This window comes from Methylobacterium haplocladii, from assembly GCF_007992175.1.
GTDB classification, from domain to species: Bacteria; Pseudomonadota; Alphaproteobacteria; order Rhizobiales; family Beijerinckiaceae; genus Methylobacterium; species Methylobacterium haplocladii.
This window is the reverse complement of the sequence record NZ_BJZT01000020.1, coordinates 36,576-51,825: the sequence shown is the minus strand read 5'-3', so window position 1 is coordinate 51,825 and position 15,250 is coordinate 36,576. Positions and strand designations below refer to the sequence as shown.

Annotated in this window: 14 protein-coding genes; 6 read left to right on the top strand and 8 right to left on the bottom strand. The window is 67.1% G+C overall.

Annotation, left to right across the window (positions count from 1 at the left end):
- Positions 1-3: 3 nt before the first annotated feature.
- From MHA02_RS10205 to carB, 4 genes are all read right to left on the bottom strand, one after another.
- On the bottom strand, positions 4-996 hold the full coding sequence (locus MHA02_RS10205; RefSeq protein ID WP_147078567.1) for a mitochondrial fission ELM1 family protein: 993 nt from the start codon (positions 994-996) through the stop codon (positions 4-6).
- A 61-nt stretch (positions 997-1,057) separates the two neighbouring features.
- On the bottom strand, positions 1,058-1,525 hold the full coding sequence (locus MHA02_RS10200) for a hypothetical protein (RefSeq protein ID WP_238180247.1): 468 nt from the start codon (positions 1,523-1,525) through the stop codon (positions 1,058-1,060).
- A gap of 64 nt (positions 1,526-1,589) precedes the next feature.
- Complete coding sequence (gene greA / locus MHA02_RS10195; RefSeq protein WP_174804663.1) at positions 1,590-2,066, bottom strand: transcription elongation factor GreA; 477 nt, start codon at positions 2,064-2,066, stop codon at positions 1,590-1,592.
- Between the two features lie 127 nt (positions 2,067-2,193).
- On the bottom strand, positions 2,194-5,667 hold the full coding sequence (carB, locus tag MHA02_RS10190; protein ID WP_147078535.1) for a carbamoyl-phosphate synthase large subunit: 3,474 nt from the start codon (positions 5,665-5,667) through the stop codon (positions 2,194-2,196).
- A gap of 309 nt (positions 5,668-5,976) precedes the next feature.
- Between carB and MHA02_RS10185 the strand changes: the two genes are divergently transcribed.
- Positions 5,977-6,420, top strand: coding sequence for a pseudoazurin (locus tag MHA02_RS10185; RefSeq protein ID WP_147078534.1), 444 nt, complete (start codon positions 5,977-5,979; stop codon positions 6,418-6,420).
- 74 nt (positions 6,421-6,494) lie between these two features.
- On the opposite strand, the gene MHA02_RS10180 is transcribed toward MHA02_RS10185, so the two are convergent.
- Together MHA02_RS10180 and carA are read right to left on the bottom strand one after the other, a co-directional pair.
- Positions 6,495-6,872 (bottom strand): hypothetical protein, encoded by a 378-nt coding sequence (locus MHA02_RS10180; protein WP_147078533.1) that lies wholly within the window; start codon positions 6,870-6,872, stop codon positions 6,495-6,497.
- A 177-nt stretch (positions 6,873-7,049) separates the two neighbouring features.
- Positions 7,050-8,279 (bottom strand): glutamine-hydrolyzing carbamoyl-phosphate synthase small subunit, encoded by a 1,230-nt coding sequence (carA, locus tag MHA02_RS10175; RefSeq protein ID WP_147078532.1) that lies wholly within the window; start codon positions 8,277-8,279, stop codon positions 7,050-7,052.
- 166 nt (positions 8,280-8,445) lie between these two features.
- Between carA and MHA02_RS10170 the strand changes: the two genes are divergently transcribed.
- From MHA02_RS10170 to MHA02_RS10160, 3 genes are all read left to right on the top strand, one after another.
- Entirely contained in the window at positions 8,446-8,742 is a 297-nt protein-coding gene (locus tag MHA02_RS10170; protein ID WP_306469029.1) for a BrnT family toxin, read from the top strand.
- Positions 8,729-9,043 carry a BrnA antitoxin family protein gene (locus tag MHA02_RS10165; protein ID WP_147078531.1) on the top strand — a complete coding sequence of 105 codons (315 nt, stop codon included), beginning with the start codon at positions 8,729-8,731 and terminating at the stop codon, positions 9,041-9,043. Before MHA02_RS10170 ends, MHA02_RS10165 begins: the two co-directional genes overlap by 14 nt.
- 70 nt (positions 9,044-9,113) lie before the next feature.
- Entirely contained in the window at positions 9,114-9,578 is a 465-nt protein-coding gene (locus tag MHA02_RS10160) for a GatB/YqeY domain-containing protein (RefSeq protein WP_147078530.1), read from the top strand.
- Positions 9,579-9,602: 24 nt separating this feature from the next.
- Here the strand turns inward: MHA02_RS10160 and MHA02_RS10155 are convergent, their stop codons facing one another.
- Entirely contained in the window at positions 9,603-9,851 is a 249-nt protein-coding gene (locus MHA02_RS10155; protein WP_147078529.1) for a PilZ domain-containing protein, read from the bottom strand.
- Between the two features lie 165 nt (positions 9,852-10,016).
- The gene (locus MHA02_RS10150) at positions 10,017-11,000 is read right to left on the bottom strand and encodes an SMP-30/gluconolactonase/LRE family protein (RefSeq protein ID WP_147078528.1); all 984 of its coding nucleotides are present in this window, start codon (positions 10,998-11,000) and stop codon (positions 10,017-10,019) included.
- A gap of 123 nt (positions 11,001-11,123) precedes the next feature.
- On the opposite strand from MHA02_RS10150, the gene dnaG reads away from it, so the two are divergent.
- Positions 11,124-13,064, top strand: coding sequence for a DNA primase (gene dnaG, locus MHA02_RS10145; protein WP_147078527.1), 1,941 nt, complete (start codon positions 11,124-11,126; stop codon positions 13,062-13,064).
- Between the two features lie 158 nt (positions 13,065-13,222).
- Positions 13,223-15,226 (top strand): RNA polymerase sigma factor RpoD, encoded by a 2,004-nt coding sequence (gene rpoD, locus MHA02_RS10140; RefSeq protein ID WP_147078526.1) that lies wholly within the window; start codon positions 13,223-13,225, stop codon positions 15,224-15,226.
- Positions 15,227-15,250 lie beyond the last annotated feature (24 nt).

Below are 15,250 nucleotides of genomic sequence, written 5' to 3'. Positions count from 1 at the left end.
TCTTCAGCTTCGGCTCGATTCGGCCGTCAGCCGCTTCTGATGCTCGGCAAAAGCCTTCGCCATCGCTAGCGCGATCTCGGGCGTCGCATCGATCGGGGCGTATTGCAGCCCCTCCAGGCGGCCGACGAATGTCTTCAGCGCGCCCGCCATGGCAAGCCCTGCGAACATCCGCCTGTGGCGGATGTAGGTCTTCGGCAGGTCGAACAGAAGAAGCGGAACGCCGGTGCTGGCCGCCTCTCCGACCATGTTGGCGGAATCCGAGGTCACCACCACCTGATCGGCGATCGCCAGCATCGCGACGTAGGGGTTGGTGCCGCTGCCGTCCCAGAAGAACCCGCCCTTGTCGGCGACGAGCTTTTCGAGGGCCTTGCGCAGGGCATCCGGCGTCCGGCGCGAGACGGTGAGCATCAGCGAGGAGCCGCCGTCGGCGAGGTTGGCGAGGTTCTTCACCAGCCGCTTCATGTCGGCCGGACGGTAGCGCAGGTGGCGGCTGTCGCCTCCGATGAGCACCGCGATCCGCGGCCACGAAAGGACCGAGAGGCGCGGGTCCGGCGTTGCCCGCGCCGCCTCCAGCCGGGCCCGCGAGACCTGATGCGGAGCGGTCAGGGTGGTGAAGACGTTCGGCCCGCGCAGATCGTCGTAATCCGGCACCCAGATGAAGTCCGCGGAGTCGTGGCCGGTGCGCGGATCCTTTAGGAAGGCCGTGAAGCTGCGGTTGCCCGAGGCCTGCCGCAGGGCGCGGAGGTAAGGGACCGCGCGCCGGCCGGACGAGATCACGATGTCGGGCAACGGACCGGCGAGGGCACCGCCCTTGCGGCCCGGTGCGTCACGCGGATCGATCGGCCCCCAGGGGGCCGTCCAGCCGAAAGGCCGCGAGGTGATGCGTCGGAGCTCGTAGGGTAGCTTCAGGCACTCGGCGATGCCGATGCACTGGTTCTCGTCGCCGGCCTTGCCGTCGGTGACGATCCAGGTCGGCACATGCGACAAGTCGGGCATCGGCGACGCATCGTCGCCTTCGGGAATGCTCACCGGATACGCCCTCGGCCTCTCCAGCCGGTCACTCGACCGGCAGCATGCGCACGAGCCACTGGGCATATTGCTCGGCGATGGCGGCGATGCGGCGGCGCTCGGAGGCGGGATCGTACCAGGCCCCGCCCGAGCTCGCCGGCAGCACCGACAGTTGCGGATGCCGGGCGAGAACCTGCCCGTTCGCGGCGACGAGGAGCGCCTCGCCGTCGAGGTAGTCGTTCGATCCGCCGCCGCCGAGGCTGCCACGGCCGCCCCCGCCCTGGCTGCCGGCATAAGGGTTCAGCGAGAGACTGCGCACCACCACGACGAGGCTCGGACCGCGGCCGCCGATGCGGTCGGCGAAGGTCTGCCGGAGCGAGGCCGTCAGATCCGCCCGAAGCGCCTCGGCCTGCGCCCCACCGCCGAGCGCCAGCATCGGCCGCACGTCGACCCGCACGGATGCGAACCGGCCGAAGCCGGGCGCCGCCCGTACGGATGCCGCTTGACCGAGCGTCAGACAGACGATCGCCGCGGCGACGATCCGGCCGACGGCTCCGATGGCGGTCGCGTTCCGTCCCACTTCAGGCGCCGTACTTGACCGCGACGACCTCGTAGGACTTTCCGCCGCTCGGCGTCGTGACCTCGACGGTGTCGCCGGCGCCCTTGCCGATCAGCGCGCGGGCGATCGGCGAGGTGATCGAGACGCGGCCGGCATGCACGTCGGCCTCGGGCTCGCCGACGATCTGATAGGTCTTCTCTTCCTCGGTATCGTCGTCGATCAGCTTCACGGTGGCGCCGAACTTGATCCGGTCGCCCGAGAGCTTCGATACGTCGATGATCTCGGCGCGGGCGATCATGCTCTCGAGTTCGAGCACGCGACCCTCGTTGTGGGACTGCGCTTCCTTGGCGGCATGGTACTCGGCGTTCTCGGAGAGATCGCCGTGGGCGCGCGCCTCGGAGATCGCCGCGACGATCCGCGGACGCTCCACCTGCTGGCGATGCTTCAGCTCCTCTTCCATGGCTGCGAAGCCACGTACCGTGATCGGAACCTTGTCTATCGCCATCGTCTCACGCCGCAATTGAAGAGGCCCGGCCGGGAGCGGCTGCTCCCTCCGGGCCAAACACCAAAAACATCCGGACCGCCCACGCGGCCGAACTTCAATGGACCGTCATGCCGACGCGGCTCTACGCCGCGAAGTAATCCTGCAAGGCGCGCACCTGGAAATCGCCTTCGAGATAGGCTTTAATTCCCTCGGCCGCCGCCATCGCTCCGGCAAGAGTGGTGTAGTACGGCACTTTATGCAAGAGGGCCGTGCGGCGGAGCGAGCGGCTGTCGGAGAGGGCTCCTGCGCCCTCCGTGGTGTTGAAGACGAGCTGGATGTCGCCGTTCTTGATGGCGTCGACGATGTGCGGGCGGCCCTCCAGCACCTTGTTGGTCCGCTCGGCCGGGATGCCGTTCTCGACGAGGTAGCGCTGCGTGCCCCCCGTGGCGATCACGCCGAAGCCGAGGCCGTGCAGCGCCCGCACCGTCTCCAGGATGCGCGCCTTGTCGTCGTCGCGCACCGAGACGAAGACGTTGCCCGAGCGCGGCACCGTAGTGCCGGAGCCGAGCTGGCTCTTCGCGAAGGCGACGCCGAAGCCGGCGTCGAGGCCGATGACCTCGCCGGTCGAGCGCATTTCCGGTCCGAGCAGCACGTCGACGCCGGGGAAGCGCGCGAACGGAAACACCGCTTCCTTGACCGCAATGTGATCGAGTTTCTTGGGCTTCAGCCCGAACGAGGGCAGGCGTTCGCCGGCCATGATCCGCGCGGCGATCTTGGCGATCGGCTCGCCGATGACCTTGGCCACGAACGGCACGGTGCGGGAGGCGCGCGGGTTCACCTCCAGCACGTAGATCGCGCCGTCCTTGATCGCGTATTGCACGTTCATCAGGCCGCCGACCTTGAGGGCCAGCGCCATCGCCTTCGTCTGGCGCTCAAGCTCGGCCAGGATCTCGGGCGAGAGCGAGCGCGGCGGCAGCGAGCAGGCGGAATCGCCCGAGTGGATGCCCGCCTCCTCGATGTGCTCCATGATGCCGGCGACGTAGACCTCCTCGCCGTCGCAGACCGCGTCGACGTCGACCTCGACCGCGTCCGAGAGGTAGCGGTCGAACAGCAGCGGATTGCGGCCGAGCACCGTGTTGATCTGGCCGGTCTTGTCGTTCGGATAGCGCTGCTTGATGTCCGACGGGATCAGGCTCGGCAGCGTGCCGAGGAGGTAGTCCGCGAACTGCGCCTCGTCGCGGATGATCGCCATGGCGCGGCCGCCGAGCACGTAGCTCGGGCGCACCACGAATGGCAAGCCGAGTTCGGAGGCGATCAGGCGGCTCTGCTCGACGGAATAGGCGATGCCGTTCTTAGGCTGCTTCATGCCGAGCTTGTCGAGCAGCCGCTTGAACTGGTCGCGGTCCTCGGCGAGGTCGATGGCGTCGGGCGAAGTGCCGAGGATCGGCACGCCATTGGCCTCCAAGGCGCGGGCGAGCTTCAGCGGGGTCTGGCCGCCGAACTGGACGATGACGCCGTGCAGCGTGCCGGCCTGCCGCTCGGTCTCGATGATCTCGAGCACGTCCTCTTCGGTCAGCGGCTCGAAATAGAGCCGGTCCGAGGTGTCGTAGTCGGTCGAGACTGTCTCCGGGTTGCAGTTGACCATGATGGTCTCGTAGCCGGCCTCCGACAGCGCGTAACAGGCGTGGCAGCAGCAATAGTCGAACTCGATGCCCTGACCGATCCGGTTCGGGCCGCCACCGAGGATGATGATCTTCTTCGCGTCCGTGGGCCGCGACTCGTCCACGACCGTGCCCGCGAAGGGAGCGACGTAGGTCGAGTACATGTAGGCGGTCGGCGCCTTGAACTCGGCGGCGCAGGTGTCGATGCGCTTGAAGACCGGACGAACACCGAGCGTGCGGCGCTTGGCGCGCACCGCAGTCTCTTCCGTCCCTGTGAGCACGGCCAGGCGCGAATCCGAAAAACCGGCCGCCTTGAGCTGGCGGAACGCCGCCGGCGTCGTCGGCAGGCCGTGGGCCTTCACCCGGTATTCGAGGTCGAGGATCGCCTGAAGCTGCTCCAGGAACCACGGATCAATCTTGCAGGAGGCGTGGACCTCCTCGTGGCTGACGCCGAGGCGCAGGGCCTGGGCGACCTTGAGCAGCCGGTCCGGCGTCGGCGTGCCGATCGCGGCCTTGATCGCGTTGTGGTCGTCGCCCTTGCCGAGGCCCTCGATCTCGATCTCGTCGAGGCCGGTCAGGCCGGTCTCCAGCGAGCGCAGGGCCTTCTGGAGCGATTCCGCGAAGCAGCGGCCGATGGCCATAGCCTCGCCCACCGACTTCATCGCGGTGGTCAGCGTCGGCTCGGCGCCGGGGAATTTTTCGAACGCAAACCGGGGAATTTTCGTGACGACGTAGTCGATCGTCGGCTCGAACGAGGCCGGGGTCGCGCCGCCGGTGATGTCGTTGGCGATCTCGTCGAGGGTATAGCCGACGGCGAGCTTCGCCGCGACCTTGGCGATGGGGAAGCCGGTGGCCTTGGACGCCAGCGCCGAGGAGCGCGAGACGCGCGGATTCATCTCGATGACGATCATCCGGCCAGTGGCCGGGTCGATGGCGAACTGCACGTTCGAGCCGCCGGTCTCGACGCCGATCTCGCGGAGCACTGCGAGCGATGCGTCGCGCATCACCTGATATTCTTTGTCCGTCAGCGTCAGGGCCGGGGCGACCGTGATGGAATCGCCGGTATGGACGCCCATCGGATCGATGTTCTCGATGGAGCAGATGATGATGCAGTTGTCCGCCTTGTCGCGGACGACCTCCATCTCGTACTCCTTCCAGCCGAGCACGCTCTCCTCGATCAGCACCTCATTGGTCGGCGAGGCGTCGACGCCGCGCTCGACGATGTCGAGGAATTCCTCGCGATTGTAGGCGATGCCGCCGCCGGTGCCGCCCATGGTGAAGGACGGCCGGATGATCGCCGGCAGGCCGATCTCGGCGAGGGCGATCAGCCCCTGGCCGAGCGCGTGCTCGATGTAGCGCCGGCGCCGGTCGCTCTCGCCGCCATTCCACTGCCGCTCGAACTCGGCCAGAGCGGTTGCGCGCGCGGGGCCTTCGCCGTTGGCGGCCTCGATGCGGGCGATCTCGGCGAGGTAGCGGTCGCGGTCGGCCTTCTTGGCGGCCGAGGCGTTGGCCAGCGCCGATCTCGGTGTCTCCAGGCCGATCTTGGCCATGGCCTCGCGAAACAGGTTGCGGTCCTCGGCCTTGTCGATGGCTTCCGCCGTGGCGCCGATCATCTGGACGCCGAACTTCTCGAGCACGCCCATCTTCTTGAGCGAGAGCGCGCAGTTCAGCGCGGTCTGGCCGCCCATGGTCGGCAGAAGGGCGTCGGGGCGCTCCTTCTCGATGATCTTGGCGACGATCTCCGGCGTGATCGGCTCGACATAGGTGGCGTCGGCCATGTCCGGGTCGGTCATGATCGTCGCCGGGTTCGAGTTCACCAGCACGATCCGGTAGCCCTCCTCGCGGAGCGCCTTGCAGGCCTGGGTGCCGGAATAGTCGAACTCGCAGGCCTGCCCGATGATGATGGGCCCGGCACCGATGATGAGGATCGAGGAGATGTCGGTGCGTTTCGGCATCGGGCGCCTTGGCTTGCGTACTGGTCTTCAGCCGCGCGCATCCGCCCTCGCGCGCCGCCGACGGGTCGGCGAGGGTCGAGGCCGGCTGGCGCGGGAATGATCGTCAGACCCGGCGTTTACACGCAGCCGCAAGGGTTTGGAAGGGTGGCGATCGGCCCGGTCCGGCGCCGGCCGCATGGCTCCAGTTTGAAGTATAATTATTCCATTTATCGAATTTGCTCCGCCATTTGATCAAATCTCGCGAAGCACATAAATCAAAATTGCCGGCAGATACTGCCGGAATGCTTCAGAATTATTATGGAGAAAGCCATGACGCCCTCAAGAGCGCTTCTCGCCGCGGCGCTGATCGCGGCGACCTGTGCATCGACGCAGGCGGCCGAAGTGACGATCAAGATGCTGAACAACGGTCCGGCCGGGATGATGGTCTTCGAGCCGCCCTTCGTGAAGATCGCGCCCGGCGACTCGGTGAAGTTCGTCGCGACGGACAAGGGGCACAACGTCGAGACCATCAAGAACATGGCGCCGGAAGGCGTGGCCCCCGTGAAGGGCGCGCTGGGCAAGGACGAGACGATCACCTTCGACAAGGAGGGCGTCTACGGCTTCAAGTGCTCGCCGCACTACATCATGGGCATGGTGGCGCTGGTCGCCGTCGGCGCAAATCTCGATAACCTCGAGAAGGCCAAGGGCCTCGACCAGAACAAGATGGCCAAGCAGCGCTTCGAGCCGCTTTGGGCCAAGGCGGAAGGCAAGTAGGCTTCGCGAAGCCACATCCGGACAGCAGAAATCCGGGCCGATTTCTCGGCCCGGACCTCACGGGATCGACGGAGTCAGAAAGCGGCGTACAGCGCTGCGATGGCGCGATCGATCGAAAGATAGAACACGCCGAAGGCGACGAGCGCCGCCGCAGCGAATTCGTGGGCTTGATTCGGCAGGGTCTGGAAGCGGCGCATCATCTCGCGGCCGAAATAGACCGAGAGCCAGGCGAGGGTCAGCACCGCCGGCATCACGAACAGGTAGGACAGGGTGCTCTCGACCCGCGCGGAGCCTGCGCCGGGATCGATCAAGGCGCGGATGTTGCGGACCCAGGGCGCATGGACCGCCGCGTAGAGCGCTGTCATCCAGGCGAGGCCGACGCCGACGCCGAGATGCAGGGTGAACTGGCGATGCAGCCGCGAAAAGTCGTCGCGCGCGTCGTCGAAGGTCATCCGGGAATCCCCATCGATTCTGTGTGGCCGATCGGCGATTCCGCGAAGGATCGCGTTCCGGCTTTCGATGGGGTCTGGGTGCCGGGGAAGCTGGGGTTTTTTGTGACGGGACCGTGCCGGGATCGTGCTTTCGGCAAGCCTCACGGACCACACGAAGCTCGCGTGGCCGATCGGCCACTATCCCTTCTGGACGGTTTCCGGCCTGTTCTCGCGCATCAGCGTCACGAAGCGCTCGAACAGGTAGTGACTGTCCCTCGGACCGGGCGAGGCCTCTGGGTGGTGCTGGACCGAAAAGGCCGGGCGATCGGTGAGCGACAGGCCGCAATTCGAGCCGTCGAAGAGCGAGACGTGGGTCTCGACGGCGGTGTCCGGCAGGCTTTTCGGGTCGACCGCGAAGCCGTGGTTCATCGAGACGATCTCGACCTTGCCGGTGGTATGGTCCTTCACCGGATGGTTGGCACCGTGATGGCCCTGGCCCATCTTCACGGTGCGGCCGCCGAGCGCGAGGCCCATCAGCTGATGGCCGAGGCAGATGCCGAAGGTCGGCACGCGCTGCTCCAACAGCGAGCGGATCACCGGAACGGCGTAGGCTCCCGTTGCAGCCGGATCGCCGGGACCGTTCGAGAGAAACACGCCGTCGGGCTTCAGTGCCAGGATCTCCTCGGCGCTGGTCGTGGCCGGTACCACGGTGACGTCGCAGCCGGCCTGCGCCAGGAGGCGCAGGATGTTGCGCTTCACGCCGTAATCGATCGCCACGACCCGGAAAGAACCGTCGGCCGCAGCGCGGGTGCCGTAGCCGCTCTTTACCGCCCAGGTGGTCTCGCTCCAGGTCGAGCGCTCGCGGCTCGTCACCGGCGGCACGAGGTCGAGACCTTCCATCGGCGCGAGGGCCGCAGCCCGCGCCTTCAGGGCCTCACGGTCGAACTGCCCGGACGGATCGTTGGCGATGACGGCGTTCGGCATGCCGTGGTCGCGGATCAGTGCGGTCAGCGCCCGGGTGTCGATGCCGGTGATGCCGGTGATGCCGCGCGCCTTCAGCCAAGCGTCGAGATGGGAGGACGAGCGCCAGCTCGACGGCCGGGTGACGGCCGAGGCGATGACCGCGCCACGCACGCCGGAGGCGGGAGCCGCTTCCAGGCTCTCCAGGTCCTCGTCGTTGGTGCCGGTATTGCCGATATGCGGGAAGGTGAAGGTGACGATCTGGCCGGCATAGGACGGGTCGGTCAGGATCTCCTGGTAGCCCGTCATCGCCGTGTTGAAGCAGACCTCGCCGTCGGCGACCCCCTCGCGTCCGATTCCGAAGCCTTCGAGCACGGTGCCGTCGGCGAGCACGAGAAGCGCGGTGGCGAGAGGCTCGCTCCAGGGCTCGGGTGCGGGGCGCGCGGGAGCGGCGGCGTCGTGCAGCATCGATCGGATCCGGATGGCTGTCGGCCGCATTCCGGCGCCCTCAGGGCGGATTCATGCGGCGAGCGGTTGCGCTGCACATAGCGATCCGGTCGCGTGTGGGCAACGTGGTGGGACGGGAGCCGGTGCACATCGTGACGCGTAGCTACGATCTGCTTGATCTGGGGCCGTGCCGATCGTATCGATGGGCATGTACATCGTCTGGGACGAGCCGAAGCGCCTGGCGAACCAAGCCAAGCACGGCCTCGACTTCGCGGAGTTCGAGGATGGTTTCGACCTCGATGGCTGTACCGTTCACGAAACACGCGCGAGTCGCACGGGGCGAAGCCGCTTCAAGCTCATCGGTCTCTTCCGGGGCCGCCTCGTCACGGCTGCGATCGTTTCGCCCCTCGGTTCGGAGGCCCTGTCGATCGTCAGCTTCCGCCGCGCCAGTCCGTCGGAGATCCGTCTGCATGAACGCTCCTAGACACACTCCCGGCTACATTCCCAATCCGGCCTATACGCAGGAGGACTGGGACGAGGTGTCCGACAACCCCGAATGGACCGAAGAAGACTTCAAGGCCGCGCGTCCCTTCGCCGAGGTCTTCCCCGAATTCGCTGAAAAGCTCCGCAAGACGCGCGGGGCGCAGAAGGCGCCGACGAAGCAGCTCGTCTCCCTACGCCTCGACCGGGACGTGCTGGAGCGCTTCAAGGCGAGCGGGCCGGGCTGGCAGTCGCGGATGAACGAGGCGCTTCGGCGGGCCGCTCGGAACCTGCCGGCGGCTTGAGATGCTGGCGGCGGGTCTACGAAGCGTATAGGCACCGCCGTTTCGCCCAACGAGCCGACAGGAACCGACCATGCTGCGCGAGCGCCTCACCGCCGAGATGAAAGCGGCCATGAAGGCCGGCGAAAAGCAGAAGCTCTCGACCGTCCGGATGATCCAGGCCGCGCTGAAGGACAAGGACATCGAGGCGCGCGTCTCGGGCAACGGCACCGGCCAGATCGACGAGGCCGAGATCCTCTCGCTGCTGCAGAAGATGATCAAGCAGCGTACCGAAGCCGCCGGCGTCTACGACCAGGGCGGCCGGCCGGAACTTGCCGAAGGCGAGCGCGCCGAAGTCGCGATCATCGCGACCTTCCTGCCGCAGCAGATGGACGAGGCCGAGACCCGCGCCGCCATCGCGGACGCCATCGCCGAGACCGCCGCCGCCGGCCCGAAGGACATGGGCAAGGTCATCGCCGTGCTGAAGGGCAAGTATGCCGGCCAGATGGACTTTTCGAAGGCCAGCGGGCTGGTGAAGGAGGCCCTCGCCGGGACGTGATCGCGAGGCCGCTTCGCGCGGGTCCTACGCGAACTCGACCCCCAACCGCCGGCCGTCGCGGCGCATGACGGTGCAGGTGCGGGGGCGGCGGTGTTCGCCGATGGTCAGGGTGAACCGGTCCGGGACCGGCTCCTCGGTGGAAACTTCGATCATGGCGCCGCGCTCGGATTCGTCCCAGACGAGGCAGTCGCGCTTCCCCGCTTGGCCTTCGATTTGCAGCGATCCGAAGCGGAAGGCGTTCTTGCGTGGCTCCAGCCGGCGGTTGTCGGTCATGGCAGGCGTCCGGGAGACAAGGCTGCGACGGTTGCAGTCTCAACTTAACAAAACGTGCGACGGGTTCCCGCAATCCCATCGGTGCCCGCCCTGCGGCGATCCGATGAATGTTTTCGATCTTCGGCGTCGGTGAGGCCGGCGCCGCTCCAACGGCCTGCACGGACTTCAGTCGAATCCCGCGCCGCGGACCTCCAGGGTCACGGCGAGGACGCGCGAACCGGCGCACAGGAACAGTCGGCGGCCGTCGGGACCGCCGAAGGCGATGTTGGCGCACGGGCCGGGCGTCGGGATGGTTCCGAGCACCGCGCCGTCCGGCCGCCAGACCTGCGCTCCGTCGCCGATCCCGGCGAAGACGCGGCCCTGCTCGTCCGTCTTGAGCCCGTCCGGCACGCCGTTGGTGATCGTTGCGAAGACCCGCTCGCGATTGAGGCGACCGCCCTCGCCGACGTCGAAGGCGCGGATCTCGCTCCTGCCGCCGGGGTTCTGGTTGCCGCTCGACTCGCTGACGTAGAGCATCCGCTCGTCGGGTGAAAAGGCGAGGCCGTTCGGCTGCATGAACCCGTCGGCGACCGCGTCGAGGCGGCCGCCCGGATCGAGCCGGAACACGAAGCGACCTCGCTGCTCGGAACGCCGCAGGGTGCCTTCCTTCCGGTTATCGATGCCGTAGGTCGGATCGGTGAACCAGATCGCACCATCCCGCGTCACGACGACATCGTTCGGCGAGTTCAGCGGCCGGCCTTCGAAGCTGTTGGCGAGCACGGTGAGGCGGCCGTCCGGTTCTTCCCGGACCACCCGATGATTCCGGTGCTCGCAGGTGATCAGCCGGCCCTGGCGGTCGAGGGTGTTGCCGTTGGCGTTGGCGGATGGCTCGCGGAACACCCGCGTGCCGCCCTCGGCGAGCAACAGCATCCGGTCGCTGCGCACGTCGCTGAAGACGAGGCCGCCGAGCCGCGCGACCCAGACCGGCCCCTCGCACCAGCGGCCCCCTTCGTAGAGTGTTTCGACCCGCGCGCCCGGCGCCAGCACCTCCGCGAGGCCGGCATCCGCTGCAAGTGTCTCGGCGCGTAAAGGGCGGAGACCCAAGGCCAGCACTCCCCAGCCGAGCAGTGCGCGCCTGTGGAGAGACTGTGGATGGATCGCGTCGGGCATCGCCCGGCCAACGCTGTGCGGGCGGCTTTGCTCCGGGCCGACGAGAGGGCTGAGACTCGGGCCGGGTCGATGCGGTATCATCGCCGGTCCCGACACCCCGAAAAGATCCGCCACCGGACTCCGTTGCGATACCCGCCCCACATCCTCGAAGAAATCCGTGCGCGGCTGCCCGCCTCGGACATCGTCGGCCGGCGGGTCCGGCTGAAAAAGGCCGGCCGCGAATGGCGCGGGCTGTCGCCGTTCAATGCGGAAAAGACGCCGTCCTTCTACGTGAACGACCAGAAGCAGTTCTACCACTGCTTCTCCTCCGGCAAGCACGGCGACGTCTTCAAGTTCCTGATGGAGACGGAGGGGCTCAGCTTCCCCGAGGCGGTGGAGCGGCTGGCGAGCGAGGCCGGCGTGGTGCTGCCGAAGCCTTCGGCGGAGACCGAGCGGGCCGAAGAGCAGCGCAAGGGCGCGCTGGAGGTGATGGAACTCGCCGCCGCCTATTTCGAGGCTCAGCTCAAGAGCCAGAGGGGCGGCGCGGCCCGCGAGTATCTCGACCGGCGCGCGCTGGGGGAGGGTGTGCGTCGGCAGTTCCGCCTCGGCTACGCGACGAGCGAGCGCTACGCTCTGCGCGATCACCTCGCGGGCAAGGGCGTCGACAAGGACCTGATGCTCGAGCTCGGCCTGTTGGCCACGAGCGAGAGCCAAGCCGTCCCCTTCGACAAGTTTCGCGATCGGGTGATCTTTCCGATCACCGACATCCGTGGCCGGGTCGTCGCCTTCGGCGGCCGCGCCATGCAGGCGGACGCCAAGGCCAAATACCTGAACTCGCCGGAGACGCCGCTCTTCCACAAGGGGCGGATGCTCTACAACCTGAATGCGGCGCGCAAGGCCGCGCATGATCGCGGCACGATCATTGCCGTCGAGGGCTATGTCGACGTCATCGCGATGACGCTCGCCGGTCATCCCGAGACCGTGGCGCCCCTCGGTACGGCGCTGACGGAAGATCAGCTCGCTCTGCTCTGGCGCCACGGCGACGAGCCGATCCTATGCTTCGATGGGGATAAGGCGGGCCAGAAGGCGGCGTTCCGGGCGCTCGATGTGGCGCTACCGATGCTGGAGCCGGGTAAGTCGCTGCGCTTCGCCATGCTGCCGCAGGGCCAGGACCCCGACGACCTGCTGCGCTCGGGCGGCGCTGGCGCAATCGACGCGGTGCTGGAAGGCGCACGGCCGCTGGTCGAGATGCTGTGGGCCCGCGAGAGCGAAGCTGGGCCGATCGACACCCCCGAGCGCCGCGCCGGCATGGCGCGGACCCTGCGCGAAGCCGTCTCCGGCATCCGCGACGAGACCGTTCGCCGCTTCTACCGCGACGACATTGAGGACCGGCTGCGCGGGCTCTCGGGTGGCGGGGGAAGCGCGCGTGGAGAGCGCGGAAACTACCGACAGGGCGGCCAGGCCGGCCGGTCCGGCAGCGGCGAGGCGTTCCGCCGGCGGCCGCGTCCGGGCGACCCGCCGCCCTCGCCGCGCATCGATTTCAAGTTTAGCCCGCTACTCTCCAGCGCTACGCCTCCGCCTCAGGGCAGCGCCTTCCGCGAGCGCGAGGCGATGATCGTCTCAAGCCTGCTCGTGCATCCCGAACTCCTCGGAATCGAGGAGGAAGCGCTCTCGGAACTGGAGCTCGACAACCCGGACGCACAACTCCTGCGCGGCGCTCTTCTCGACCGCGCCGCCGATGACACAGCGTCGGATTCCGAGATCATGGCGTCGCGCCTGGAGCGGGCCGGCCTCACGGATGCGGCGGCGCGCTTGGCAGCGCTGGTCAGGCCCGGAGACCGCTGGGCGCTCGATCCGCATGTCGATGCCGCACGACTGGAAACGACTCTCCGCCAAGCCGTGATCTTGCACCGCAAGGCTGGAACGCTAAATAGCGAACTTCGCCAAGCAGAACGTGCCCTTGTCGACGACCCATCCGAGGCCAATTTTGCTTGGCTATGCGACGTCAAGGAGCGTCTGGCGGTCATCGCGAGCGCCGATGCCGAGGCGGAGGATCCGGAAACGGATGAAAATTCGACACTGTGACGCGCGGAACATCGCTGCGCATGGTTAACGGTCGGTCAAGCTGGGACGCGTAGACCGACTGCAATCTGCCGGTGACGACCGGCATCCGTATTGCGGCCAATACCGGGGAACGCGTCCGATCGCGTCCGGTGCGGCTGCCACGAAAACATAGGCTGAGCATGGCAACGAAGGCAACCGAGCGGGACGAGACCGACGTCGCTCAGGAGCAACAGACGGACGGCCCTCTTCTCGATCTGACCGATGCCGCCGTGAAGCGTATGGTCAAGCTCGCGAAGAAGCGTGGCTACGTCACCCACGACGAGATCAACGAAGTCCTGCCCGACGGGCAGGTCGACGGCGATCAGATCGAGGACGTGCTGGCGCAGCTCGACGACATGGGCATCCGCGTCATCGAGAGCGAGGAGACCGAAGAGGCCGCCGTCGAGAAAAAGCCCAACGGCGAAGCCGCCGAGGAGGAGGAAGCTTCGGAGGGTGGCGAGGTCGCGGAGGTCGCCCCGGCGCGCGCCGTCGCCGTCGCGGCCACCACCACCAAGGAGCCGACCGATCGCACGGATGATCCCGTGCGGATGTATCTGCGCGAGATGGGCTCGGTGGAGCTGCTGTCCCGCGAGGGCGAGATCGCGATCGCCAAGCGCATCGAGGCTGGCCGCGAGGCGATGATCGCGGGCCTCTGCGAGAGCCCGCTGACCTTCCAGGCCATCATCATCTGGCGCGACGAGCTGATCGACGGCAAGGTTCTGCTGCGCGACATCATCGACCTCGAAGCCACCTATGCCGGCCCCGACGCCAAGACCGCGCCGCAGGTGGCCGCCGAGGGCGCAGAGGAAACCGAGGAGGCCGAGCCCGAGGGGCCGCAGCCGCCCGAGGGCGACGACGAGGACGATCTTGAGAACAACGTCTCGCTCGCCGCGATGGAAGCGGAAATCAAGCCGCGCGTGCTCGAGACCTTCGACGCCATCGCCGGCAATTACCGCAAGTTGCGCAAGCTCCAGAACGAGTCGAACGACCGCCAGGTCTCCGGCGAGAACTCGACGCCGGCCCAGGAGAAGAAGCAGTCCGAGCTCAAGGACGTCGTCGTCACCGACGTGAAGTCTCTGTCGCTCAACTCCAACCGCATCGAGGCGCTGGTCGAGCAGCTCTACGACATCAACAAGCGCCTGATTTCGCACGAAGGCCGCCTGATGCGCGCCGCCGAGAACCACGGCGTCGCCCGTGATGAGTTTCTGCGCCACTACCAGGGCTGGGAGCTCGACCCGAACTGGATGGAGCGTGTCGGCACCCTCGGCGGTAAGGGCTGGAAGAACTTTGTCGAGAAGGGCGGCCGGCAGGTCGCGGACCTGCGCGAGCAGATCCTGACGCTCGCCTCCGAGACAGGCCTGCAGATCGGCGAGTACCGCAAGATCGTCAACATGGTCCAGAAGGGCGAGCGCGAAGCCCGTCAGGCCAAGAAAGAGATGATCGAGGCCAACCTCCGCCTCGTGATCTCGATCGCCAAGAAGTACACCAACCGTGGCCTGCAGTTCCTGGACCTGATCCAGGAAGGCAATATCGGCCTGATGAAGGCGGTGGACAAGTTCGAGTACCGCCGCGGCTACAAGTTCTCGACCTACGCCACGTGGTGGATCCGGCAGGCGATCACCCGCTCGATCGCCGATCAGGCGCGGACCATCCGCATCCCGGTCCACATGATCGAGACGATCAACAAGATCGTTCGTACGTCTCGCCAGATGCTGCACGAGATCGGCCGTGAGCCTACGCCCGAGGAATTGGCCGAGAAGCTGGCCATGCCTCTGGAGAAGGTGCGAAAGGTTTTGAAGATCGCGAAGGAGCCGATCTCGCTCGAGACGCCCATCGGCGACGAGGAGGATTCGCATCTCGGCGACTTCATCGAGGACAAGAATGTCGTCCTGCCGATCGATGCGGCGATCCAGTCGAATCTTCGCGAGACGACGACGCGTGTTCTGGCCTCGTTGACGCCCCGTGAAGAGCGCGTGCTGCGCATGCGCTTCGGCATCGGCATGAACACCGACCACACCCTCGAAGAGGTCGGCCAGCAGTTCTCGGTGACCCGCGAGCGCATCCGCCAGATCGAGGCGAAGGCCCTGCGCAAGCTGAAGCATCCGAGCCGGAGCCGGAAGCTGCGGAGCTTCCTCGACAACTGATCCGGCCGGAAGATCGGATTGAGA